Consider the following 22,345-nt stretch of genomic DNA (forward strand, 5'->3'; position numbering starts at 1 on the left):
TCAGAGCACCTCGATCGTGGGTCCTGACGACAGCCGGCGACGGCAGTCGAGGACGAAGGAGGCGTGTTCCTCGATGAGTTTGTAGTCGAAGGAGTCATGGTCGGTGAGCAGGACGACCACGTCGGCGGCCGCCAGCTCCTTCTGGGTCGGTTCAACCCTGACGAGCCGGGCGTCCACCTTCATGCTCTCCACCACATGCGGATCCGCCGCCCTGACCTTCGCCCCCATGTTGAGCAGCAGTTGTGAGATGCGTAGCGCCGGCGACTCCCGCGCGTCGCCGGTGTTCTTCTTGTAGGCAAGACCCAGCAGCAGGACGCGGGAGCCGTTCACCGAGCGGCGTTTCACGTTGAGCGCGTCGATGACCCGGCGCGTCACGTACTCGGGCATATGGCTGTTGATGTCATTGGCCAGCTCGACGAAACGGAAACTCTGGCCGAGCTCGCGCTGTACCCGCCAGGACAGATACGACGGGTCGATCGGCAGGCAGTGGCCGCCGACTCCGGGGCCCGGCGTGAACTTCATGAAACCGAAGGGCTTGCTGGACGCGGCCTCGATGGCCTGCCAGACGTCGATGTCGAGATGGCGCGCGAACATCGCTATCTCGTTGACCAGAGCGATGTTCACATGCCGGAACGTGTTCTCCAGCAATTTGGCCAGTTCGGCCTCCTTCGGCGAACTCACCGGCACCGTGGTGTCGACGAGATCCGCGTAGAAGCCCTGGACGGCCTTCAACGACGCCGCGTTGACTCCGGAGACGACCTTCGGCGTCTGCTGGAAGCCCCAGACGGGGTTTCCCGGGTCGATGCGCTCCGGGCTGTAGCCGAGGTGGAAGTCGGAGCCGGCGGTCAGCCCCGAGCCGTCCTCGAGGAGCGGCGCGAACAATTCCTGGGTGGTGCCCGGATACGTGGTCGACTCCAGGACGACCGTCGCTCCGGGGCGCAGATAGCGGGCGAGGGTGCGCGCCGACTCCTCGATGTACCGGAGGTCGGGCACGCCTTCGTGCAACGGGGTCGGCACGGTCACCACGGCGACGTCGAATCCGCCGCAGTCCCGGGCCGAGTCGCTCGGGCGGTACGCTCCGCGATCCATCGCGGCGCGCAGCCGTTCCGCGGAGACGTCCTCGACGTAGGACTCCCCCGCGGCGAGGCTCTTGACCCGCCGGGTGTCCACGTCGTAGCCGATCACCTCGTGCCCGACCTCCGCCGCACGGATGGCCAGTGGCAGCCCCACGTATCCCTGTCCCACCACGACGACGCGCATCAGTATCTCCTGTTCGCGGTACCGGTTGACGGTGTGCGGTGGATGAGCTCTCGGACCGTCATGAGGAGGAAGAGAGCGTTGGTGGTGAAGTAGCGCTTGGCCAGCCGGCGTGGTTCCTGCAGCGTGCGGTAGAGCCATTCGAGGCCCATGCGCTGCCAGAACTCGGGCGCCCGTTTGGTGACTCCGGCCAGGATGTCGAAGGAGCCGCCGACACCGTGCACCACATGGGCGTCGGTGCGTTTGCCGTAGCCGGCGGTGAAGATCTCCTTCTTGGGCGACGTCATGCCGAGGAACAGCATCTGTGCGCCGCTGTCGGAGACCGCGTCGGCGACCGCCTCCTGCTCGGAGTCGTCGAAGTAGCCGTTCCGGCTGCCGGCCACCCGCAGGTCCGGGAAGCGCTTGGCCACCTGGACCAGCATCAGGTCCATTACCTCCTGCTTGGCACCGAGGAAGTAGACGGACATGTCCGCCGACTCGGCCGCGGCGAGCAGGCGCATGAACAGGTCGATGCCCGCCACCCGCTCCGGCAGCCGCGCGCGCAGCACCCGGCCGGCCCAGACCACCGCCTGCCCGTCGGCGAGGACGAGGTCGCATCCGGCCACCGCGTGGGAGAGCCGCGGATCGCGCCGCATGTTCACCAGCTTCGCGGCGTTCACCATCCCTATCTCCAGCTGTTCACCGTTGCGCACCGCGGTGAGGCAGCGCTGCACGGTCTCGTCCATGGTCAGTGCGTCCAGCCGGACCCCGAACAGGGTTTGCCGCTGTGTCATTTCTGCGCTCCCCCGAGCCACGCGTACAACATCCAGCCGAATTCGTACGGTCGGCACTCGCGGTCCACCGAAGCGGGCCGGAACAACCGGTCGAGCGGCCCGAGATGGAGACTCGGCACCACCCGGGTGGTGAGGCCGCGGGCGGCGCGGACGGCCTTCTTCGGATCGCCGCGGTAGACCTTGCGCCAGGTGACTCCCAGCTCGTCGAGGATCATCGGCTCGCCGGGGCTCCCCGGAGCTGCCGCGAGTTCCGGCACCTCCGTCATCCAGCGCAGCCCGCTGCGGATCGACGCGCTGAAATCGCTGCCGCCCGCGTCGGTGAGGTCGAACAGGGCGGTCGGAGCCATCGCGTGCTGATGCACGCTGTAGACCGGATACCCCTCCACCACACTGCCCCGGCGCGCGTCGTAGTGCCACCACCACTGCCCGCCGTCACCCTGCAACGCGCAGATGCGCGCGGCGCAGGCCTCGGACGCGGCGAGCGCCTCCGGATCGCCGCCGCTCGCATGCGCGCGGGCAAGGGCCTGCAGCGGATACGTCTGGTCGGCGAAGCAGGCCACATGCGACCGGTACCAGGGCACCAGGCCCGGCCCTGTGGCATGCGGGAACAGCGGACTGTCCCCGATCCTGGCCCGCAGCAGGCGGTCCCGGGCCGCGGCGAAACGGCTCTCGACGTCCACGGTGCCGCGAGCGGCCGCGAGGGCGGACAGCACCCATGCCGCCTCGACCGTGTGTTGCGGCCGGCCGTGGTCGTCCAGGCTTGCGACCCGTTCGAGCGCGTCCGGCAGCTTGGGGTGCTCGGTCTCGGCGGCGGCCCAGGCGATGAGCGCCGCGTCACCGAGATTCCTCACCTCGGGCAGCCGCTGGATCAGCAGGCCGACGAACTCCTCGACGGTGTGCCCGCCGAGCACGGCGCGCTGCCGGTCCACGGGCAGGAGCCGGGATCCCAGCGCGGTGATGGCCGCATACCGGGTGCTGATTCCCCGCTGCTCCAGACGCCAGGAACCGTCGGGTGCCGCGGTCCCGGACATGGTGAAGACAAAGGTGTCGCCGCCCGGAAGGTACATCGCGGGCAGCCCTGCCTCGGCCACCGCGAGCAGCCGCTGAGCGAGGGCGTGCAACGGCAGGTCCTCGCGGGCGAGAGCCACTAAGCGTCTGGTTGTCATCGGACCCCCACCCCGCTGCCGACCGGTCCGACGCGGACGGCCGGCTCGACGCGGACGGCCGGTTCGGTACACAGGGCCCCAAGGCCATCGCTCGTGCTTCCGGCCTCTCCGGGCAGGACTCGTCGATCATGCCGTCGGTCCCCCCGACGGTTCCCGCTGCGCGCACCCGGCGAATCGGGCGCGTCGGCGATACGGATGCGCGGACCATTCATGTCCGAGCTGTACGGCTCTGACACACCTACCCCCCTCTGGTCACTCCTCGTTCTGACCTGCGGGTGTCGCTCCACGGACGGGGCACATGTGACGCTGCTCGTGCTGGGTCGCCGGCATCGCCCCACCGATGCCGTGAACCAATCCGACGACGCACTGACTGCGAGCCCTTCCGACTGCGTGTCGGAAGCAAGCACATTTGAACAGGCAGCATCCGCCGGAGCGGTTCTCACTCCGACCCAACTGCCACAGGTGCCCCCACCGTGTACAACCCCCCACTGCGCACGTCTTCTTGCCGTGCTCAGCTCGCGCGTACATACACACGGTATGCCTACGGATGTTCACTGATTGACGTTTTGAGGAAATGACGTTCGCCAACCTTCCGGGCAGGCGCGACCGGGTTTCCGGGATTCGCGGCAACTGCCCACGTCAGAGCGGGTTCCGCCGTGTTCGGCAGGGATGAATCACGGGTGGAATCCAGGGCTCAGATTGACTGAGCGTCAGCTGTTCAAAACCCGGGGTGGCCGAAACCCGTCGGTGCCGACGGCCACAGCCCTTGGTCATCCGCGAGCACAGCCTTGATCACCGGCAGCCGAGGCTCTTGGTCCATCAACCGCGCTCGACGAGCGTGCCGTCCCTCTCGTCGTACAGCGCGCCGGTGCTGGGGCACTCCCACGCATCCTGCTCGCCGTCGCGCTCCGCCAACTTCACCCCGGCCCGGCCGACCCACCCGATCCGCCGCGCCGGCACACCTGCCACCAGCGCGAAATCCGGCACGTCCCGGGTCACCACGGCGCCCGCCGCGACCAGGGCCCAGCGGCCGACGCGCACCGGCGCGACGCACACGGAACGGGCGCCGAGCGAGGCGCCCTCGGCGACCAGTACACCCACGGCCTCCCAGTCCCCGCCGCGCTTCTGCTTGCCGTCGGGATCCACCGAACGCGGGTAGAAGTCGTTCGTGAGCACCACGGCAGGGCCGACGAACACACCGTCGCCGAGCTCGGCGGGCTCGTACACCAGCGCGTAGTTCTGCAGCTTCACGTTGTCGCCGATCCGCACACCCGGACCGACGTACGCGCCCCGGCCCACGATGCAACTGCGGCCGAGCCGGGCCTGTTCGCGGATCTGCGCCAGATCCCAGACCGTGGTCCCGTCGCCGAGCTCGGCTGTGTCATCGACCTGCGAAGTGGGTTGAATCCTGACGCTCACGGCGCTGTCCCTTCCGGCGGGGGTGCACGGAATGTGCAGGCCGAGCATAGGCGTTGGCATCCTCCTGGGCCGTTTCCTCCGCCTTCTCCGGCTCCGTACGGGGCCGCCCTCTCCCCCACCGGACTTGGACTCTTCTGCGGATCTGCTGGACTTGTGCGTTTCCGGCGTCGCGGGTGTTGACATGCCTGCGCGGCGAGCCGGGAGACTACGTCGTCAAACGTCCGATGACTTGATGTGCGTAGACGCGAACTGTCCGGTGCGCCCCTTGAAGGGAACGTCAATGTCCCGACCTCTCGACCCCCACCGCACGGACCACTCCGAAGCGGTCCCACCCTCCCGGCGCGCCCTCCTCGGCGGCGCGCTCGGCGGCTCGCTCGGCGCGTTCCTGGCCCTCGGGGGGCTGCCGCAGTTCACCGCGCACGCGGCCGGCCCCGGGCCGCCCGTCCTCGGTATCACTCGTGCCCGAGGCCGACGCCATGGCGCTCTGGTACCCGGCGCCGGCGAGCGAGGCGTCGATCATGGAGCAGGGGCTGCCCATCGGCAACGGCCGGCTCGGCGCTCTGGTCGGCGGCCATCCCTCGCAGGACTTCCTCTACCTCTCCGACGCCACCTTGTGGACGGGCGGGCCGAACACCGACCTGGGCTCCGACGGGCAGTTCCCCTACGACACCGGCAACTTCGGAACCTTCGGACTGCTGGCCAAGGTGTTCCTCACCCTCCCGGCGCACACCACCGCGGCGGTCACCGACTACCGCCGCCGGCTCCGACGTGACGTTCACCGGCTGCTCCGAGGTGCTGATCGTCATCAGCGGCGGCACCAACTACTCCCCGACCGCCGTCGGATTCAAAAACCCGGCCGCCGATCCGCGAAGCATCGCGGGCACCCGTGCCGCCGCGACCGGCGGCACGGCCCTGCTCGCGACCCATGTCGCCGACTACCAGGCGCTCTTCAATACAATGACAGTCAGCCTCGGTACATCGACAGCCGCGCAGCGGGCCCTGGACACGGCAGCCCGGCTCACCGCCCGCGCCGCGTCCAGCTCCAAACCCGACCCCGAACTGGAGTCGAGCTAGCTGCAGTTCGGCCGCTATCTGATGATCACCGGCTCGCACGGCAGTGTTCCGCTGAACCTCCAGGGCCTGTGGCTGGACCGGAACGACCCCGACTGGATGGGCGATTACCACACCGACATCAACGTCCAGATGAACTAACTCCACCGCCGACCTCGCGGCCGTCGTGCAACAGCCCGACACCGGCACCCAAAGCCAGCACTGGCGCCGAACAGCCCTCTGAGCCGTCAGCCGCCGACCACCATCCGGCCGATCCGGGGGTGCCGTGTGTCAACGGCGACGAAAGGTCGCATGAAGACACGCTCATGAAGGTGAGAAAAGGGACATTTCTGCCGGCGCATCACGGGGCAGCGGCACCTGAGGGCTACGGTCGGGGGATGGACATACCCCAAGGCACCGTGACCGTCCGCGTTGAAGGCCCGCCCGAGCGTCTGGGCGATGCACTCGCAGCCCTTCATTCCGCCGGCATCACGGCAAAGGGGGTCGCCTACCGGACGGGCGCCATCGACGCCCGATTCCACGATGGCTCGGATTGGCCGACGGAGGAGGTCGAAAAGGCCTGCGCCGAGCGAGCCGGAGCGGTGGCGGCTCCGTTGGGGTTCTCCGTCACCCAGACGGCGATCTGGCCGATGTCTCTCGCCTCGATCAAGGACGTCGTGAACATCGCGACGGGCGAACGACTGGGCAGCGTCAACGAAGACACGTCCCGGGTGGTGCAGGAGCTGTTCATCTCGCGAAAGGCGCGAGCGGCCGGGCTCAGCCGCGATCAGGTCGAGCTCAGGGACCCGATCGAGCCGATGGAACCGACGGAACCGATGACGCCGGGCGCCTGAGTCGTATCGGCACGGCGGCGGTCCGGGGCTCCCCGCAGTTGCGAGGAGCCCCGGACCTCTTCACGTCAGCTCACCGCCTCACGGGTAGGCGGCGACATTGCTGGGAGTGGTGTTGGCGGGGGTGATCGCCCCCGTGTCGTTGATCACGTGGGTGATGGTGCCCACGCCGCCGAGCGACACGGTCAGGGCGTCGTGGAACCTCACACCGGAGGTGTTCGGCACCTCGAATGCGTGGTAACTGTTCACCGCCGGGTTGACGTTGAAGTAGCAGTAGCTGCCGAGCCCCCACGCCTCGTGGGTGGTGACGCCCGCGCCCACCTTGTAGGCGGCGTAGCCGTTGACTCCGGCCGAGCTGTTCCATGCGGCCTGGTTGGGCACGTCGTACGGCATCTCGTTCTGGAAGAAGATCGTCTTGCCGTTCTGACCGTTCCAGATCACTTCGTACTTCTGGTAGTGCTCGACGAACAGCCCGGTCGCCTCGACGTTGGCGCCGTTGACGATCAGACCGTTGTCCGCCGTGTTGGTCGTCCAGCCGACCGTGCCCGCGTTGCCGTGGTCGGCCCGCCAGGCCCAGATGTGGTCGAATGACCGTGTTGTTGCTGTTGACGATCAGACTGGTCGTCGCCTTGCCCGCGAACTCGCCGCCGATCCGGAAGAACACGTCCTGGACGGTCGTCGGGTCGGCCGCGTGGCTCGCGGACGATCCGGCCGGTCCGACCGTCAGCAGGGCGGCCGAGTTGGTGGTGCCGGCATCGAACAGCAGGCCCTTGAGCCGGACTCCGTCCACGTCGGCGACCTGCATCGCGTTGACCCCGTTGTCGGGCACGAACGTCGGATAGCCGATGCCGAGGACGGTCGTGTTAGCCTTGGTGACGTTGAGCGTCTGGTTCAGGTGGTAGACGCCCGGGGTGACGAACAGATTGCAACCCTGGGAGAGGGCGGCGTTGATGGTGGCGGCCGTGTCGCCCGCCTTGACCACGTAGAACTGGCTCATGGGCAGCGAGCTCCCGGGCGTACTGCCGCTCGCCCAGCTCGGGCCGGAGGCGTTGGTCCGCAGCGACGGCAGGAACACCCGGTACTTGCCGGTTCCGTCGATGTACAGATACGGCACGTCGCGGGAGACCGGGGTGGTGGCCAGGGTGGTCTCCGGCGGGTTCGGGAAGGTGTTCGCGGGGGCGCCGGTGGTGCCGGAGAAGACCATGTTCCACACGCCGCCGGCCCAGCTCCCGAGGCTGCTGTCCCGGGTGTACCACTGCTGCTGCGAGACGGAAGCGGCCTGACCGCTGACCTTCGTGTCGGCGACATAGCCGCCGCTGGCCCAGCCGTAGCTGGCCGGGAAGAGCTGCAGCCCGCCGTGGACGTCGATCCGGCGGAACGGGGCGGCCTGTGCCACGGCCCAGCGGTTGGATCCGCTGGAGGGGTTGATGGCCAGGTTCTCGGCGGAGCGCCAGAAGTTCTGCGTCGCGTTGCCCGCATCGGAGGCGTTGAACGCGTCGACGGTGACGTCACCGTTGATCGTCACGTCGTCCGGGTTCTGCCCGAGACCGGCCACCGACGTGTAGAAGCCGACGTTGTGCTGCACGCTGTACGTGCCCGGCTTGTAGAGGTCGGCCACCCGGTTCTCGCTGAACTGCGCGGTGTTGGTGTCCTTCATCTGCGCGAACTGCGCGTCGAGCTGCGCCTGGATGGTGGCGCTGGACATGGTCGGGTCGAATATGTGCACATTCGAGCCGAAGTTCGGCGTGTCCGACTGGACGGGGCAGCCCGCCGACGTGCCGATGGTGTAGATCGCGGTGGCCACGGCGGAGTCGGTGAGGCCGGACTTGAAGGCGATGGCTTTGACCGTGGTGGTGGCGGCGACGCTGATCGGGCCGCTGTAGAGGGTGGAGGTGGCGGTGGGCGTGGAGCCGTCACGCGTGTAGCGGATGCTCGCACCGGCGGTCGCGTCGGCGAACGTCACGGTCTGGGCCGACGTGTAGGTGCCGCCCGCCGGACTGAACGTCGGTGTGACGACCGATCCGCCGGTGCCGCCGCCGCCCTGTGTGTAGGTGAAGTGCGGCGTGTCGTACTGCGGACCGCTCTTCTCGTAGGTGAACCAGTACTCCAGGACCGTGCCGGTGGTGAGCGAACTGACGGTCCGCGTCCAGGTGCCGGCGCTGTTGGTCATACGGAAGTTCAGCTGGTTCGCACTGTTCACGAGGTAGTGCACATCGACGTAGAGCGCCGCCGTGGTGGGCGTGAACGAGATCTGCGCCTGCGTCGCGTTCAGTTGGGTGACGCTCTGGGTGTAGTCGGACGCGTCGGCCGAGGCGACCCCTGCGACCTGGGTGAGGCCCAGCAGCCCGGCCAGTGCGAGAAGGAGGGCGCCCAGCAGGGCGACGGTGCGCCGGTACGGGGGTGGTGTGGGCCCGGTGCGGCTCGGGGGGAAGGTTCTGCGCATGGGGTGGGAGTCCTTTCACCTGGGTTCGCGAAGTGAACGCCAGGTCAGCGCGGAGAAGTGGGGGGTGAATCGCGCTCAGTACTGCAGATTCAGGGTCATGGTCCCGCCATGACCCTTTGAATCAACCTATTGAGAACGCTCTCAATCTACGGATAAGGGAACTCCTGGATTCGTAAGGCAGTGTCGAGTGGCCATGGCGAGCCGTCAAGAAGATGGGCAGGATTCAACCTTTGAACGATCGTCACTACCCGTCTCCGGGGGAGGAACTGCCGCCCCTGGACAGATGTGCGTGTCCGGTCCACTTCTCGACCATGACCACCCCTCGTCCTCAGGCTGCCGTGCGTCCGCAGCTGTCCGAAGCCATCGGCGCCGTGGCCGGGCAGATAGCCGGGCTGCTCCGGTCGTGTACGGACAGCCTCGGTGCCCATCCCCGGCGCGGAGTGGACCGTCGGGGAGTCCGCGGCACATCTCGTCCTGGCGAACGAGCTGATGGCGTCCCTCGCCGCCGGCCACGAGCAGACGTACGGCGACGGCACCCCGGGAGGTCTCGCGGCTGCCAACGCCGCGTCGCTGTCCGCTTTCGCCGAACGCGACACGTCCGTCCTGGCGGACGGGATCGTCCGCCACACAGTGGCGTTCACCGACGCGGCCGACCTGCGGTCCGCGGACGAGCAGACCGTTACCCCGCTGGGGCCCATGGACCTGGGAACCCTCGGCTCCTATCTGCTGACCCACATGCTCGGGCACGGCTACGACATCGCCGCGGCCCTGGGGCAACCGCACATGGTCGACCGCGACCGGGTCGATCTCGCGATGCCGTTCCTGATCACCGCGATGCCCCGGGTGGTCGACGCGCGCGCCGCCGCCGGTCACAGTGCCTGCTACGCACTGAGAGTGCGCGGCGGCACCCGGTTCGCGCTGACGTTCACCGACGGCACAGCCACCGTGAGCGCCGAACCCCCGCGCCGCCCCGACTGCACGATCGTGGCCGGCCCGGTCACGTTCTTCTGTTTCGCCAGGCGGACCGGACGTTCCTGTCGTGCGGAACGAGGTACATCGACCCGGACCCGTACGTGCCGGCGTCGTTCCATTCCACGCTGCGGATCTGCGGGAGGGGATGCTTGTCCTTACGCATCACGATGAACCCTTGGGTCCGGACCGTCACGTGCTGTCCGTCGAAGTGGATTTCCCCGCGGTTCCTGCCGCTGGCTTCCATGCCGCCCCCAGAGCTCCGGTGGACCGGCATCCTTCCATGGGTTCCGGGGACACGGCGAGACCTCGGTAGGTCACCGAGTCACCGAACTCCCATACCGACCGTGGGCGCGGCCACGGGCGCAGCTGTGGCTGACGCGTCGTCGCCCCATCGTCCGGCACACCAGTCACACGCGGCACGGAACGGTACCAGCGATTCCGGGTTCTGCTCAGGTGTTTATCCAATGGTGATGATCCCTCAACAGCAGGACCACAAGCGGCGCTAGCGTCCGGTGGCATCCCGGGAAGGCGGTGCGCACCACAAGTCGGTGCGGACCCTCCGCGTTGGCGCCCCCTCTCCCGGCAAGCGGCAAGGAGGCACTGTGCGGTCATTCGTCCCGCGATCCGTCCTCAGCGCGTCCGTCGGTTCCCGGTTCACGGTGGGAACCGCCCTCGTCATCGGTGCCCTCGCGGTGACGCTCGTGGCGCTGTTGATCCCCATGCAGAAGTTCGGCGGGCAGAGTTCCGCGGCGGTTGCCGGCCCGATCGCGGACGACGGCGGCGGGACGGTGAACACGCCGTCCGGACCGCTGACACCCATCGACCGGGAATTCATCCGGAAGGTCCGGCTCGCCGGGCTGTGGGAGTTCCCCGCCGGGCAACAGGCTCAGCAGCGCGGTACGCAGGAATCGGTCAGAATCGCGGGCACCCATCTCATCGAGGGGCACACCGAGCTGGACATGCGGGTCAACGCGGTGGGCAAGGCCCTCGGCGTCGACCTGCCCAGCCAGCCCAGCAAGGAGCAGCAGGGCTGGCTCTCCCAGCTCGACGGTGCTCAAGGGGCCGACTACGACCGGCTGTTCGTCAATCTCCTGCGCCGTGCGCACGGAAAGGTGTTCGCGCTCGTGGCGCAGGTGCGGGGGCAGACCCGTAACACCATGGTCCGGTCCCTGGCCACGCGGGCCAATGCCGTGGTCCTCGACCACATCTCGGTTCTCGAGGACACCGGGCTCGTCGACTTCGGCGCGCTCGCCGACGGGAGCACGCCCTCCTCCGGGAAGCCCGTGGTCATCATCACGGCTTCCGCTTCGACTCCGGAACGACGAAGTGAAGTGAAGTGATCTCATGAGTCAGAAGGACCATAAACGCTCCCGTCTGCCCAACAAGGCCGTCGCGGTGCTCGCCGCGTTGGTGTTGGGCAGCGGGGGGGCCGCGTTCATCGCGGCGAACGCCTCCGCCGGCAACGCGACGCCGGACGCCGGGCAGACGCAGTCGGTGACGGGGGCGGGGACGGGAGCGGCCACCATCGCCTGTCCCGATGTGGGCGACCAGCTGCAAACCGTCCCGGAAGAGGCCAAGCCGGCGGTCGATCAGAATCTCGCACAACTCGACGCGCAGGTCGCGGATTCGTACAAACAGATGGCGTCCGGGCAGTCGGACAGCGCCTCCTTGCTCAGTAATCTGCAACAGGAGCGCAGCGGGACGATCACCCGCATCTCCGATGCGATAGCCCAGGTGTCCGAACCCCCCGCCGGGCTCGATGCGTTGAGCACCTGCCAGATGAAACCCGCCGACAGCGCGGGCGCGCAGAGCGACCCCAATGCCGCGCAGAACCAGCAGAGCCAGCAGAACGTTCAGAACGGGCAGGTAGCGCAGAACGGCCAAGGTACGCCGAACTCGCCGAACTCGCAGAACTCGCAGAGCGCGCAGGCCCCGCAAGCGCAGAGCCAGGGCAAGGGCCCGTCGCGTGCCGACTTCGTCGACATCACCAAGGTCAGGCCGAACGTGAAGGCGCCCCGCGCCGGGGCCGGCGCCTCCACCGGCACCTTCGCCTCGAAGTGCGGCCGCAACGAGAACGGGCACCTCAACCCCGACAACGTCATCGTCGCACCCGGTGTGAGCAATGGCGCCCACCATATGCACGACTACGTGGGCAACAAAACCACGGATGCCTTCTCCACCAATGACAGTCTCGCCGCAGCGGGCACGACCTGCAGCAACGGAGACCAGTCCGCCTACTACTGGCCGGTGCTGCGGGTGCAGAACGGCGGTCAGGAGAACGACGCCAACGCGCCCGGCGGCGGCCAGGACGCCAACGTCGGCAAGATCCTGCAGCCCAAGAACGTCACGATCCAGCTGAACGGCAGCCCGGTCGGCAAGGTGACGGCGATGCCGCGCTTCCTGCGGATCATCACCGGCGATGCCAAGGGCTTCACCAACGGCACGGCCAATACCAACGCCTCATGGAGCTGCACCGGTTTCGAGAACCGCCAGCTGAAGGACAAGTACCCGATCTGCCCGCAGGGCAGCGACGTGGTGCGCACCTTCACCTTCCAGAGCTGCTGGGACGGAAAGAACATCGACAGCGCCAACCACCGGACGCATGTCGCTTTCGCGGACGCGAACGGCGCCTGCGGGCAGGGCTTCAAGGCGATCCCGCAGCTGGTGGAGCGGATCACCTACAGCGTCCCGAAGGGTGCACGGATCGCGGTGGACAGTTTCCCGGAGCAGTTGCACAAGCCGGTGACCGACCATGGTGACTTCATCGACGCGATGTCGGACAGCCTGATGAAGAAAGCCGTGAACTGCATCAACGGCGGCCGCAAGTGCGCGTGACGACGGCGTGACGAGGGGAAGGACGGCGCCAGGCGCAACCGGCCGGCGCGCGTTCCCCCGATAGGACCCTCGGGGCGAGCGCTCCCCACGCCCCCGCTCTGCCCCGAGAAGGGCGATGGCCCCGGAGCCGACTCCGGGGCCATCGCCGAACGTCGTCGCGGACCAGCCGCCGCCCCCTCCCGCAGACCATCCGCCGCCTTTCCATGGAGGTCCTGAGCGGGCAATTTTCCCCCCGTTTCCGTGCGGTGACTGTGGAACGGGTACGGTTCGGCGCACGTCCCATGGAACACGTCTACGGGAGCCGGGCCGAATCCGGAACGAACGGCGTAGATGCCCGAATGTGCGAGGTGTTGCGGTGCTTGGCTCTCGCGAAGCCCCGGACGACCATCAACGCGCGGGCGAGCAGGAGGCCGGCGGGCAGGAAGCCGGGCCCACCGACGGGGAACTGACCTCCCATGAGCATCTGCCCGCCGGCAAGCAGCTTCCCTCCGACCAGGAGTTGCCCTCCGACGAGGAGCTCACCCGGCAGCTCAAGGACGGCTACGGCTCAGGCACCGCGAACCCCGCCGCGGGCGACATCCTGTACCGCCGTCACCGCGAGGCCACCCTCGCGTACGCGCGCAGGTGCTGCCGCGACCCTCACGACGCCGAGGACCTCGTGTCGGAGGCATTCATCCGCACCTTCCAGGCCGTCCGCGCCGGGGCCGGTCCGCAGGGGGCCTGGCGGTCGTATCTGCTGGCCGTCGTCCGGCACACGGCCATCGAGTGGAGCGCCGGCGAGCAGAAAGCGCTTCCGACGCCGGACTTCGAGTCCTGCCGGCAGCAGTCGTCCGCCGGAACCGACCCCCAGCAACACCTGCTGGCCAGCGAGGATCGTCAGCGGCTCGTCCGCAGCTTCAACACACTGCCCGAGCGCTGGCAGGCCGTCCTGTGGCACACCCTCGTCGAGAACGGTTCCCCCCACGAGGTCGCGACCCTGCTGGGCATCACCCCAAGTGGTGTGACCTCCTTGGCCTTTCGCGCCCGTGAAGGGCTGCGCGCCGCCTATCTGCACGCCCACCTGGACGGCGTGGACGACGACCGGTGCCGTCATTTCAGCGCCATGATCGGCACGGCGATACGGCGCGGCGGTACCGCCCACAGCCGTGATCTCGCACGGCATCTGGCGGGCTGCGCGTCCTGCTCGAGGGCCTACGCCGAACTGCTCGCCCTCAACGCGACGATGCGCGCGGCGGTCGCCGCCGGACTGTAACGCGTATCCGCGTGTGACTCGTGTCGGCGTGACTCGTGTACGCGTGTGACCCGTCTCCGCGCGACTCGTATATACGTGCGACTCGTATCCGTGCCACTGGTCCCGTGCCACTCGTACCCGGCGGATCACGGATGGCCCGTGATCCGCCGGAGCGGACCTGCCCGGCAGGCGCGGAGCGGATCAGAGTCCGTTGACCCGCGCTTCCCTCGCGACGACCAGCGGCCGGAAGCCCGCCGTGACCGTTCGCGCCCTGCGGGTCACCCGGGAATGCCGGAGCCCTATCTGCGCCATCAGCCGGCGGCTGCGGAGCGCCATCTCCAGCTCGAAGCGGGTGCGCGGGTCCCGCAGTCCCTGACCGAAGAGCTTCTCCAGCTGGCGCATGCGGTAGCGCACCGTCTGGGGGTGCACATTCAGCGCCTTCGCCGCCTCGGGTGCTCCCCCGCCCTCGAGCCAGGCGAGCAAGGTCACCTCCAGCCGCTCGCTCTGCCGTGGCGTCAGTCCTGCCAGCGGCCGCAGCCAGCGGGCCGCCAACGCCTTGGCCAGCGGCTCGTCCTGAAGGAGCAACAGGGTCGAGAGGTGATCGTCGACGAAGACGACCCGGGCGTCCGGGCCTACGGACGCGGGGGTCAGGTTCAGCAGGCGACGTGCCCAGCGCAGTGACGAACCGGCGTCACGCAGCGGGACTGCGTGTCCGGCCGCGGCGGAACGGCCGCGCAGAGCGGCCTCCAGTGCGCCACGGGTGTCCGGGTCGGAGCTCGGTATCAGCAGGCATGGCCCGTCGGCGCCCATGCCGACAAGGCAGCCCTCCAGGGCCGCCGCCAGCTGCTGCGTCTCACCCGGAGTGGCGAGAGCGACGGCCCGTACCGTCTCGGGGAGCGGCCAGCCGGCCTGCCGGGCCAGCTCCGGGAGCGAAGCCGCTGATACGGCCGCGCCACCGGTCAGCGCCTGGAACAGGTCCTGGCGTGCCCGGTCGAGTGGTGCCGGGGTGGCGGGCGGCACCTGGTCACGGTCGCCGTCCTTCTCCGGCTTCCGGTAGCCGAGCGCGGTCAGCAGAGCCTCTTCGAGCCCCTGCCGGACCATTTCACGGCCCATGTCTTCCAGAAGGTCGGCAAAGCCGGGAATTTCATGCCGAAGCACCTCGACCATCTGATCGGCCAGTGACGGGAGTTCTTTACGCAGAACGCGGGTCCACTCGCCACGGGGGAGGGACCAGATGCGGTTCAGAAGTTCGCACATCTCTACCTCGTTCATGCCGGGGTAAGACCTGCCTGAGGGGAGGACAGGTCTTGCGGAGGTTGCCTCCATCGCCGGTCGTACTCTCCGGCAAGGGAGTTGAGGGTCCTCCTGCACCCTCCTAGAGGTTGCTTCCCGCTGACGGTCCCGGGGTTTTGCCCCGTCTTTACCGTCAGGGTGCGGCCGGTCCGGTTTAGACCCGAGTCCGGCTGAACCGGAAGCACTTGGTTGAGCATCTTCCGCAGTTGCGCACCGTGACGACGACGCAGGAGCGAGAACTTGTCACAATGCGATAAATCTTGTGGAGATGCTGGGAAGTTCGGCGATGCTGCTGCACCCCGGCCACTGCTCACCGGATATGGAGGCGATCCCTCCAACACCCGCGCCGGAGCCGGTCGGACCGCCGTTGAGCGCCGGCGACCTCCGGCCGCTTATGCCCCGGTGCGGCCCGTGCCGCCCTGGGCTCACCGCTGCCGCCGGGCAGCACCGACACCAACCCCCTGGGCTCCGGGTACGACTTGGAGTGCTCGGCACCCCCGCGCTCGGGAGGCTTTCCTTATGCCCTTGTCCCAGATGCAGTTGCCCCACTCGAACAACCCGGACAACTCGAACAACCCCAACCGCGCGCACCCCTTCACCGGCGGAACCAACGGAACCAACGTGACCGGCGCGACCAGTTCACACCGGTCGCGCCGAAGGAGACGCCATGCCGGAGCGGTCCCGGCCGGCGGGCGGCGGGCCGTCCACCGGCCGCCACTGCTGTCCGGAGCCGCCGGGCTCCGTCCCGGCACGATCAGCGCTCTCGTCCTGGTAGTCCTCATCTCCCTGACCGTCGCGGGCAACGCGGGGGCCTTCACCCGGACTTGGGAGTTCCTGGACTACGGAGCGGGAGTGCTCTCGCTCGTCTCGCTCACTGGCACCGTGCTGTGGGGACTGGCCGCCACCGACCGGCTGTTGCTGCACTCCAGCCACCGGCTGCTCGCCCAGGGCGTGCACCGTGGCCTGGCGACCGCGGGATTCGGCTTCCTCGCCCTGCACATCTGGGTGAAGGTCCAGAACCAGGAGACCAGCGCGACCGCGGCGGGCGTGCCCTTCACCGACGCCCACCAACCGCTGCTGATCGGGCTCGGCACACTCGCCGGATATCTCTTCCTGACGGTGGCGGCGACCGGCGCGGTGCGCAGCGCATTCGCCTCCGGCGGGCGGTCCCACTGGTGGCGGGCCCTGCACATGGGCGCGTATCCGGCATGGGGCGCGTCACTGGTGCACGGCCTCAAGTCCGGGCGGCCCGCGAGCGGCTGGGTGACGGTGGCGTACGCCCTGTGCCTGGCCGGCGTCGCCGTCGTGCTCGCCGTACGACTCAGGTCCAGACGGCGCGGAGTGGCCGCGCGGCGCAACGCCGTATCGCCCCCCGACCTCCGGATCGTCCCACCGCCCGAGCCGGAGTACCCACCGCGTGCCGCCGCCTACGCGGCGCGCCAGGGGGCGGAACGCATGGAGCGGTTCGGCCGACGGTTCGATGCCCCGACCCAGCAGTTCGACCCTCCGACTCAACGGTTCGACAGCTCGACCGGATGGCGGCCGTGACCGGCATCCGTCCCGCGCTCGGCTGTGTGGGACCGCCTCGGCTCCTCGCGGGTCTGGACGAGGTGGCGCGGGTGGACCGCGTCACGCATCTGACCGTGCACGGTTCGCTGCCCCTGCTCCGGCTGGACGAGCTGGTGGCGCTCGCCGAGAACATCGACCTGCGCGGCCGCGGCGGAGCGGGCTTTCCCTTCGCCCGGAAATTGCGGGCGGTGACCCGGTCGGCCCGCGACCGGGACGGGCGCACGGCAGTCGTCGTCAACGGCAGTGAAGGCGAACCGGGTTGCCTCAAGGACACGGCACTGCTGCTGCACGTCCCGCATCTGGTGCTCGACGGCGCCCTGCTGGCCGCCACGGCACTGGGCGCCGAGGAGGTCGTCCTCGGCGTGACCCGGCCCGACGTCGAGCAGTCGGTCCGCGACGCCATCGCAGAACGCGGCCCGGTCGGCCGTACCCTCCGGGTGGCCCGGCTGCCCGAGCGCTTCGTCACCGGGGAAGGGTCCGCTCTCCTCAGCGGGCTGAACCACGGTCCCGCTCTGCCTTCCGGACGTGCGGTCCGCTCGAGCGACCGGGGCCTCAATGGCCTGCCCACCTTGCTGTCCAACACCGAGACGTACGCCCAACTCGCCATCGCGGCCAGGCTCGGCGCCCTCGACTTCCGCGCGACCGGGCTGCCGACCGAACCCGGCACGATCCTGGTGACCGTCGCCGGATCCTCGGTCATGGAGACGCCGAGCGGGGTGCCGCTGACCTACGTCCTGGAACTGTGCGGCACCGGCCCCGGCCAGGGCGTCCTGGTCGGCGGCTACCACGGCAAATGGCTGGACCCGTATGCCGCGAAGGCGGCGGAGATCTCCCGGGAATCCCTGGCCACGTTCGGCGCCGTGCTCGGAGCGGGAGCGGTGCTGCCGCTCCCCGAGGACACCTGCCCGGTCGGCGAGATCCTGCGGGTGACACGCTGGATGGCGGGTGAGTCGGCAGGCCAGTGCGGGCCCTGTGTACTGGGGCTGCCCGCGCTCGCCGACACCATCGAACAAGCCGCCCACGGAGGCGGACTGGCCGCCCTGGACGCGGTACACGCACGCCTGCGAGCGGTCAGACGCCGTGGCGCCTGCAGCCACCCCGACGGCACATCGAACTTCGTGGAGTCGGGACTCGCCGCGTTCCCCGACGACTTCGAGGACCACGCGCTCGGCAGCGGCTGCGGCCGGCCGGTCCTCGGGATCCTCCCGCTGCCCGCCGACGAGACCACGGTCGGGCCACCCGCTGAAGAGCGCACCGAGCGGCTGGTCGTGGACTGGACCCTATGCCAAGGGCACGGGCTCTGCGTGGACATCCTCCCCGAGGTCGTCCGGCTCGACGCCGACGGCTTTCCGACGCAGGCGTCGATGGAGCTGCCCGCACGGCTGCGCCCGAAGGCGCTGCGCGCGATACGGCGCTGCCCAGCCCTCGCACTGCGCATCCAAGAATAGGGCAGCAGCAAGGCCAATGGGGCCGCCGACAATGCGCCGACGGCCCGGCCGACCATGCGCCGGTGAAGAGAATGACCGCCGCAGATAATTCCCGCCGCCGCGACTTCAAGCGTCGCGCCGCCGCACATCGTTCGGTTTTTTGCCTGATGTGACAAGTTTTGAATCCGCTGAACGCCAACCGCCGTGCCTCCCGTATCCATTACCGACGGCGCGAAGCCGCCGGACCGAACGTGAAGGAGCGATCATGGTAAACAGGCGTCGTGCGGTATTCGCTGGAGCGGCCACCGTGGTCTTTCTGCTGACAGCAGGGTGCAGCAGCAACGGAAAGACCGGCAACACCGCCCAGGAAAACCATGTCCAACCCGCGGGAGACAGCAAGGACATCGGGACCGGCTACGGCACGGATTACGGTTCGAGCGGCTATGGAACGGGCGGCTCGAGCTCCGCGCCGAGTGCGGAAAAGAAGGGTGAGGCGGCCAAGGTGCTGGCGGTGCGGAGCGATGGCAAGCTGGGGCCCATCGTCACCGACAGCAAGGGCTTCACCCTCTACAGGTTCGACAAGGACACGGCCCAGCCGTCCAAGTCCAACTGCGTCGGCGCCTGCGCCATCACCTGGCCGGCCGTTCCGGCGGACGACGCCTCCGCTTCCGCGGGCATCAAGCCCGAGCTGCTGGGTGAGGTCGCCCGGGCGGACGGTTCCCGGCAGCTGACCCTGGCGGGCTGGCCTGTGTACCGCTACGCCATGGACACCCAGGCCGGCGACACAAAGGGCCACGGTGTGGGCGGGACCTGGAACGCGCTGGCGCCCGACGGCAAGAAGGCCGGACAGCAGGCCGCCGGCCAGGCCCAGGACAGCGGTATGGAGCTCGCGGTCACCGACAACGCCCAACTCGGAAAGATCATCGTGGACGGGCAGTGGAGGACCCTCTACCGGTTCAACAAGGACAGCGCCTGGCCGATGAAGTTCGGCTGTGTCGGCGCCTGCCTGGACACCTGGAAGCCCGCCAAGCCTGTCGACAAGACCAAGGTGAGCGGCGTGGCCACCAAGCTGGTCGGCACGGTGACACGGCCCGACGGAACGAAGCAGCTCGCCATCAACTGCTGGCCGGTCTACTGGTTCACCGGGGACTTGAAGCCCGGTGACATCAACGGCCAGGGCAAGATGGGTCTGTGGTTCGCGGTTACTCAAGGCGGCAAGAAGGCTGGAACTGGTTCCTAGAACCGGCGGCCCATGGTGTCATTTCGCACGGGAATGTCCAGGCGCCCCGGTCACCGCGCCAGGATATCCCCGTGCGGGCACCGGGAACTGAGCCGAACTGGAACTGAGCCGAATAAGACGAATTCCGACCGAAGCAATGAGGTTGATGTGCCGAATCTGAGACTTCGACGAGTCATCACGGCGCTCTGCGTGGTCCTGTTGAGCGGCTGCTCCGGTAATTCCCCCACGAAAAGCCACGTAGCGGCAGATCCCGTCCCCACGCAAAGCCATGTTGCGACCGGTCCCGCCTCCATACAACAGATCGCCGCCGTCATCCGCTGCACAGCCAAAATCAGCGTTGACGCAACAGAACTGCGCCAAGGAGCGTGCAGGACCGATCAGGGCGAGTACCGCATGCTCACCTTCGCGGCGGACACCGGGCAGAAATCCTGGCTGACGGAGGCCCAGATGTACGGCGGCATCTACCTCGTAGGGAAGCGCTGGGTCGTCACGGCCCAGTCGCAGGAAGCCCTGCAAGGACTGCGCGCCGTGCTCGGCGGAACCATCGAGACGGGGGCCGATCACACCGGCCACCATGGCTGAGAGGAGGCGAGAACACCACGGCTGAGGGGAGGTGACGAGACTACGGCTGGCCGCCGCGCCCCGCCGCACGGCTCGGCTGTACCCGCTTGGGCTCACCCGGCATCTTCGGGTAGTCCGGCGGGTACGGCATGTCCCCGAGACCGCGTTCGTGTTCATCGCGGTCGGCGAGCTCCAGGAGGGGCTCCAGACCGTACGACTCTTCCTCCATGTCCGCGTGCACGTCGCCGAGTTCGGCGTAGCGCTTGGGCATCGTGGACAGGTCGAAGTCCCGCGGCTGCACGTCGTCGAGCTCGGCCCAGCGCAATGGCGCCGACACCGGAGCATGCGGTTTCGGGCGGATCGAATAGGCGGAGGCCATCGTGCGGTCGCGGGCGGTCTGGTTGAAGTCGACGAAGATCCGAGCGCCGCGCTCCTCCTTCCACCAGGAGGTGGTGACCCGGCCCTCCATGCGGCGCTCCAGCTCACGCCCGACGGCGATCGCGGCGCGCCGGACCTCGGTGAAGGTCCACTGAGCCTTGATCGGCACGAAGACGTGAAGCCCGCGCCCGCCGGACGTCTTGGGCCAGCCAGTCATCCCCAACTCCTGCAGCAACGACCGGAGTTCATGGGCAACGGCGACCGCGTCCGTGAAGTCGGTGCCGGGCTGGGGGTCGAGGTCGATACGGAGTTCGTCCGGGTGGTCGGGCCGGCCGGACCGTACCGCCCATGGATGAAAGGTCAGACACCCCAGATTCGCCGCCCAGAGGACGGCGGCCGGTTCGGTCGGGCACACCTCGTCGGCGGTGCGGCCACTGGGGAAGGTGATCCGGGCCGACGGGATCCAGTCGGGCAGGTTCTTGGGGGCCCGCTTCTGATAGAAGGACTCGCCCTCGACGCCGTGGAGATAGCGCTCCATGGTGGTCGGGCGGTCGCGCAGCGCGCGCGTAATGCCGTCCGCGACGGCCAGGTAGTACCTGGCCACGTCCAGCTTGGTGTAGCCGCGTTCCGGGAAGTACACCTTGTCCGGGCTGGACAGCCGTACGGTCCGGCCGCCGACCTCCAGCTCCACCGCCTCGCCCTTGCCGATGTCCTTGCCGTCGCCCTTGCCCATGCACGCCACGGTAGGCGAAGGGCGCGAAGGTCGCATATCGGCAATAATCGGATGCATGGATCTACCGGTCATGCCGCCCGTGAAGCCGATGCTCGCCAAGTCCGTGGCAAAGATTCCGCCCGGTATGCAGTACGAGGCGAAGTGGGACGGGTTCCGGGCGATCGTGCACCGCGACGGGGACGAGCTGGTGATCGGCAGCCGTACCGGAAAGCCGCTGACCCGCTACTTTCCCGAGCTGGCCGAGGCGCTCCTGGACCAGCTGCCGGCGCGCTGCGTCATGGACGGCGAGATCGTCATCGCCCATGACGGACGGCTGGACTTCGACCGGCTCACCGAACGCATCCACCCCGCCGAATCCCGCGTCAAGCTCCTCGCCGAGCAGACTCCGGCGAGCTTCATCGCCTTCGATCTGCTGGCTCTCGGCGACGAGTCCCTGCTGGACCGTCCACTGGCCGAACGGCGCCCCGCCCTCGCCGAAGCCCTCTCGGGGGCCCTCGCCCCTGTCCATCTGGCGCCTGCCACCACCGATATCGCGGTGGCCCGGGAGTGGTTCGAGCGGTACGAGGGCGCCGGTCTCGACGGAGTGATCGCCAAGCCGCTCGATCTCCCGTACCGGCCGGACGCCCGTCTGATGTGCAAGATCAAGCATGAACGGACCGCCGATGCGGTGGTCGCCGGGTACCGCCACCACAAGAGCGGGCCCATCGTCGGCTCGCTCCTCCTCGGCTTGTACGACGACTCGGGCGTACTGCAGCACGTGGGCGTCTGCGCGGCCTTCTCGATGAAGCGCCGCGAGGAACTGGTGGCCGAGCTGGAACCGCTGCGGATGGACGACCCGGTGGCCGGCGGCCACCCCTGGGCGGCGTGGACGGACGAGTCGGCCCATGAGGGCGCCCGGCTGCCCGGCGCGACCAGCCGCTGGACCGGCAAGAAGGACCTCTCGTGGGTGGCGCTCCGCCCGGAGAGGGTCGCGGAGGTGGCGTACGACCACATGGAGGGCGACCGGTTCCGGCACACCGCGCAGTTCCGACGCTGGCGCCCGGACCGCTCCCCCGACAGCTGTACGTACTCCCAGCTGGAGGAACCGCTCCGGTACGACCTCGCCGAGGTGCTGTCGGGCGAGTCGGCCGGTGAGTGACCGACTTCG

19 protein-coding genes and 3 pseudogenes are annotated in these 22,345 nt (G+C 68.7%); 13 read left to right on the forward strand and 9 right to left on the reverse strand.

Features of this window, described 5'->3' with window-relative positions; all coding sequences use genetic code 11:
* The 5 genes from QMK24_RS05250 to QMK24_RS05270 all read right to left on the reverse strand — a co-directional run bounded on the left by QMK24_RS05250 (window position 1) and on the right by QMK24_RS05270 (window position 5,135).
* Window positions 1-1,260, reverse strand: a complete 1,260-nt coding sequence (locus QMK24_RS05250) for a nucleotide sugar dehydrogenase (protein ID WP_283463940.1) — start codon at window positions 1,258-1,260, stop codon at window positions 1-3.
* Window positions 1,260-2,030, reverse strand: coding sequence for a WecB/TagA/CpsF family glycosyltransferase (locus QMK24_RS05255; RefSeq protein WP_283463941.1), 771 nt, complete (start codon window positions 2,028-2,030; stop codon window positions 1,260-1,262). Before QMK24_RS05255 ends, QMK24_RS05250 begins: the two co-directional genes overlap by 1 nt.
* Window positions 2,027-3,196: a hypothetical protein gene (locus tag QMK24_RS05260; RefSeq protein WP_283463942.1), complete on the reverse strand. Its 1,170-nt coding sequence runs from the start codon at window positions 3,194-3,196 to the stop codon at window positions 2,027-2,029. The genes QMK24_RS05255 and QMK24_RS05260 overlap by 4 nt, the downstream gene beginning before the upstream one ends.
* Before the next feature lie 819 nt (window positions 3,197-4,015).
* Window positions 4,016-4,615: an acyltransferase gene (locus QMK24_RS05265; RefSeq protein ID WP_283463944.1), complete on the reverse strand. Its 600-nt coding sequence runs from the start codon at window positions 4,613-4,615 to the stop codon at window positions 4,016-4,018.
* Between the two features lie 277 nt (window positions 4,616-4,892).
* Entirely contained in the window at window positions 4,893-5,135 is a 243-nt protein-coding gene (locus tag QMK24_RS05270; protein WP_283463945.1) for a hypothetical protein, read from the reverse strand.
* On the opposite strand from QMK24_RS05270, the pseudogene QMK24_RS41680 reads away from it, so the two are divergent.
* The 4 genes and pseudogenes from QMK24_RS41680 to QMK24_RS05280 all read left to right on the forward strand — a co-directional run.
* Window positions 5,134-5,193: pseudogene (locus tag QMK24_RS41680) on the forward strand (hypothetical protein); the annotation flags it as partial. The gene QMK24_RS05270 and the pseudogene QMK24_RS41680 sit on opposite strands and share 2 nt — an antisense overlap.
* A 190-nt stretch (window positions 5,194-5,383) precedes the next feature.
* Complete coding sequence (locus tag QMK24_RS05275; protein ID WP_283463946.1) at window positions 5,384-5,689, forward strand: hypothetical protein; 306 nt, start codon at window positions 5,384-5,386, stop codon at window positions 5,687-5,689.
* 21 nt (window positions 5,690-5,710) lie between these two features.
* Window positions 5,711-5,827, forward strand: a complete 117-nt coding sequence (locus tag QMK24_RS41685; RefSeq protein WP_502962485.1) for a glycosyl hydrolase family 95 catalytic domain-containing protein — start codon at window positions 5,711-5,713, stop codon at window positions 5,825-5,827.
* A 236-nt stretch (window positions 5,828-6,063) separates the two neighbouring features.
* Entirely contained in the window at window positions 6,064-6,519 is a 456-nt protein-coding gene (locus QMK24_RS05280; RefSeq protein WP_283463947.1) for a hypothetical protein, read from the forward strand.
* Between the two features lie 78 nt (window positions 6,520-6,597).
* On the opposite strand, the pseudogene QMK24_RS05285 reads toward QMK24_RS05280, so the two are convergent.
* Window positions 6,598-8,479 (reverse strand): annotated as a pseudogene (locus tag QMK24_RS05285) (pectate lyase-like domain-containing protein).
* 111 nt (window positions 8,480-8,590) lie between these two features.
* A pseudogene (locus QMK24_RS41690) lies at window positions 8,591-8,959 on the reverse strand (hypothetical protein); the annotation flags it as partial.
* Between the two features lie 420 nt (window positions 8,960-9,379).
* Between QMK24_RS41690 and QMK24_RS05290 the strand changes: the two are divergent.
* From QMK24_RS05290 to QMK24_RS05305, 4 genes are all read left to right on the forward strand, one after another.
* Window positions 9,380-10,102, forward strand: coding sequence for a maleylpyruvate isomerase family mycothiol-dependent enzyme (locus QMK24_RS05290; protein WP_283463948.1), 723 nt, complete (start codon window positions 9,380-9,382; stop codon window positions 10,100-10,102).
* Between the two features lie 431 nt (window positions 10,103-10,533).
* Window positions 10,534-11,271 carry a DUF4142 domain-containing protein gene (locus QMK24_RS05295; RefSeq protein WP_283463949.1) on the forward strand — a complete coding sequence of 246 codons (738 nt, stop codon included), beginning with the start codon at window positions 10,534-10,536 and terminating at the stop codon, window positions 11,269-11,271.
* Between the two features lie 4 nt (window positions 11,272-11,275).
* Window positions 11,276-12,766 (forward strand): DUF1996 domain-containing protein, encoded by a 1,491-nt coding sequence (locus QMK24_RS05300; protein WP_283463950.1) that lies wholly within the window; start codon window positions 11,276-11,278, stop codon window positions 12,764-12,766.
* Window positions 12,767-13,121: 355 nt separating this feature from the next.
* Window positions 13,122-14,018: an RNA polymerase sigma factor gene (locus QMK24_RS05305; RefSeq protein WP_283463952.1), complete on the forward strand. Its 897-nt coding sequence runs from the start codon at window positions 13,122-13,124 to the stop codon at window positions 14,016-14,018.
* A gap of 180 nt (window positions 14,019-14,198) precedes the next feature.
* On the opposite strand, the gene QMK24_RS05310 is transcribed toward QMK24_RS05305, so the two are convergent.
* Window positions 14,199-15,269, reverse strand: a complete 1,071-nt coding sequence (locus tag QMK24_RS05310) for a PucR family transcriptional regulator (RefSeq protein WP_349361988.1) — start codon at window positions 15,267-15,269, stop codon at window positions 14,199-14,201.
* A gap of 540 nt (window positions 15,270-15,809) precedes the next feature.
* On the opposite strand from QMK24_RS05310, the gene QMK24_RS05315 reads away from it, so the two are divergent.
* The 4 genes from QMK24_RS05315 (at window position 15,810) to QMK24_RS05330 (ending at window position 20,108) form a co-directional block, all read left to right on the forward strand.
* Window positions 15,810-16,838 carry a hypothetical protein gene (locus QMK24_RS05315; protein ID WP_283463954.1) on the forward strand — a complete coding sequence of 343 codons (1,029 nt, stop codon included), beginning with the start codon at window positions 15,810-15,812 and terminating at the stop codon, window positions 16,836-16,838.
* Window positions 16,826-18,307: an NADH-quinone oxidoreductase subunit NuoF family protein gene (locus tag QMK24_RS05320; RefSeq protein ID WP_283463955.1), complete on the forward strand. Its 1,482-nt coding sequence runs from the start codon at window positions 16,826-16,828 to the stop codon at window positions 18,305-18,307. The genes QMK24_RS05315 and QMK24_RS05320 overlap by 13 nt, the downstream gene beginning before the upstream one ends.
* Before the next feature lie 244 nt (window positions 18,308-18,551).
* Window positions 18,552-19,526, forward strand: a complete 975-nt coding sequence (locus QMK24_RS05325) for an SCO0930 family lipoprotein (RefSeq protein WP_283463956.1) — start codon at window positions 18,552-18,554, stop codon at window positions 19,524-19,526.
* Between the two features lie 393 nt (window positions 19,527-19,919).
* Window positions 19,920-20,108 carry a hypothetical protein gene (locus QMK24_RS05330; RefSeq protein WP_283463957.1) on the forward strand — a complete coding sequence of 63 codons (189 nt, stop codon included), beginning with the start codon at window positions 19,920-19,922 and terminating at the stop codon, window positions 20,106-20,108.
* Between the two features lie 40 nt (window positions 20,109-20,148).
* On the opposite strand, the gene ligD is transcribed toward QMK24_RS05330, so the two are convergent.
* On the reverse strand, window positions 20,149-21,198 hold the full coding sequence (ligD, locus tag QMK24_RS05335; protein WP_283463958.1) for a non-homologous end-joining DNA ligase: 1,050 nt from the start codon (window positions 21,196-21,198) through the stop codon (window positions 20,149-20,151).
* A gap of 55 nt (window positions 21,199-21,253) precedes the next feature.
* Here ligD and QMK24_RS05340 point away from each other — a divergent pair, with 55 nt between their 5' ends.
* On the forward strand, window positions 21,254-22,336 hold the full coding sequence (locus QMK24_RS05340; protein WP_283463959.1) for an ATP-dependent DNA ligase: 1,083 nt from the start codon (window positions 21,254-21,256) through the stop codon (window positions 22,334-22,336).
* Window positions 22,337-22,345: the final 9 nt, after the last annotated feature.

The organism is Streptomyces sp. PH10-H1 (genome assembly GCF_030063355.1).
GTDB lineage: Bacteria > Actinomycetota > Actinomycetes > Streptomycetales > Streptomycetaceae > Actinacidiphila.

Excerpts from the sequence above, each read along its gene's own strand:
- QMK24_RS05260 (WP_283463942.1), bottom strand. The coding sequence starts at position 3,196 with ATGACAACCAGACGCTTAGTGGCTCTCGCCCGCGAGGACCTGCCGTTG.
- QMK24_RS05250 (WP_283463940.1), bottom strand. The coding sequence starts at position 1,260 with ATGCGCGTCGTCGTGGTGGGACAGGGATACGTGGGGCTGCCACTGGCC.
- ligD (WP_283463958.1), bottom strand. The coding sequence starts at position 21,198 with ATGGGCAAGGGCGACGGCAAGGACATCGGCAAGGGCGAGGCGGTGGAG.
- QMK24_RS05270 (WP_283463945.1), bottom strand. The coding sequence starts at position 5,135 with ATGATCGACGCCTCGCTCGCCGGCGCCGGGTACCAGAGCGCCATGGCG.
- QMK24_RS05330 (WP_283463957.1), top strand. The coding sequence starts at position 19,920 with ATGCTCACCTTCGCGGCGGACACCGGGCAGAAATCCTGGCTGACGGAG.
- QMK24_RS05325 (WP_283463956.1), top strand. The coding sequence starts at position 18,552 with ATGGTAAACAGGCGTCGTGCGGTATTCGCTGGAGCGGCCACCGTGGTC.
- QMK24_RS05300 (WP_283463950.1), top strand. The coding sequence starts at position 11,276 with ATGAGTCAGAAGGACCATAAACGCTCCCGTCTGCCCAACAAGGCCGTC.
- QMK24_RS05310 (WP_349361988.1), bottom strand. The coding sequence starts at position 15,269 with ATGAACGAGGTAGAGATGTGCGAACTTCTGAACCGCATCTGGTCCCTC.
- QMK24_RS05340 (WP_283463959.1), top strand. The coding sequence starts at position 21,254 with ATGGATCTACCGGTCATGCCGCCCGTGAAGCCGATGCTCGCCAAGTCC.
- QMK24_RS05320 (WP_283463955.1), top strand. The coding sequence starts at position 16,826 with ATGGCGGCCGTGACCGGCATCCGTCCCGCGCTCGGCTGTGTGGGACCG.
- QMK24_RS05280 (WP_283463947.1), top strand. The coding sequence starts at position 6,064 with ATGGACATACCCCAAGGCACCGTGACCGTCCGCGTTGAAGGCCCGCCC.
- QMK24_RS05255 (WP_283463941.1), bottom strand. The coding sequence starts at position 2,030 with ATGACACAGCGGCAAACCCTGTTCGGGGTCCGGCTGGACGCACTGACC.
- QMK24_RS41685 (WP_502962485.1), top strand. The coding sequence starts at position 5,711 with ATGATCACCGGCTCGCACGGCAGTGTTCCGCTGAACCTCCAGGGCCTG.
- QMK24_RS05315 (WP_283463954.1), top strand. The coding sequence starts at position 15,810 with ATGCCCTTGTCCCAGATGCAGTTGCCCCACTCGAACAACCCGGACAAC.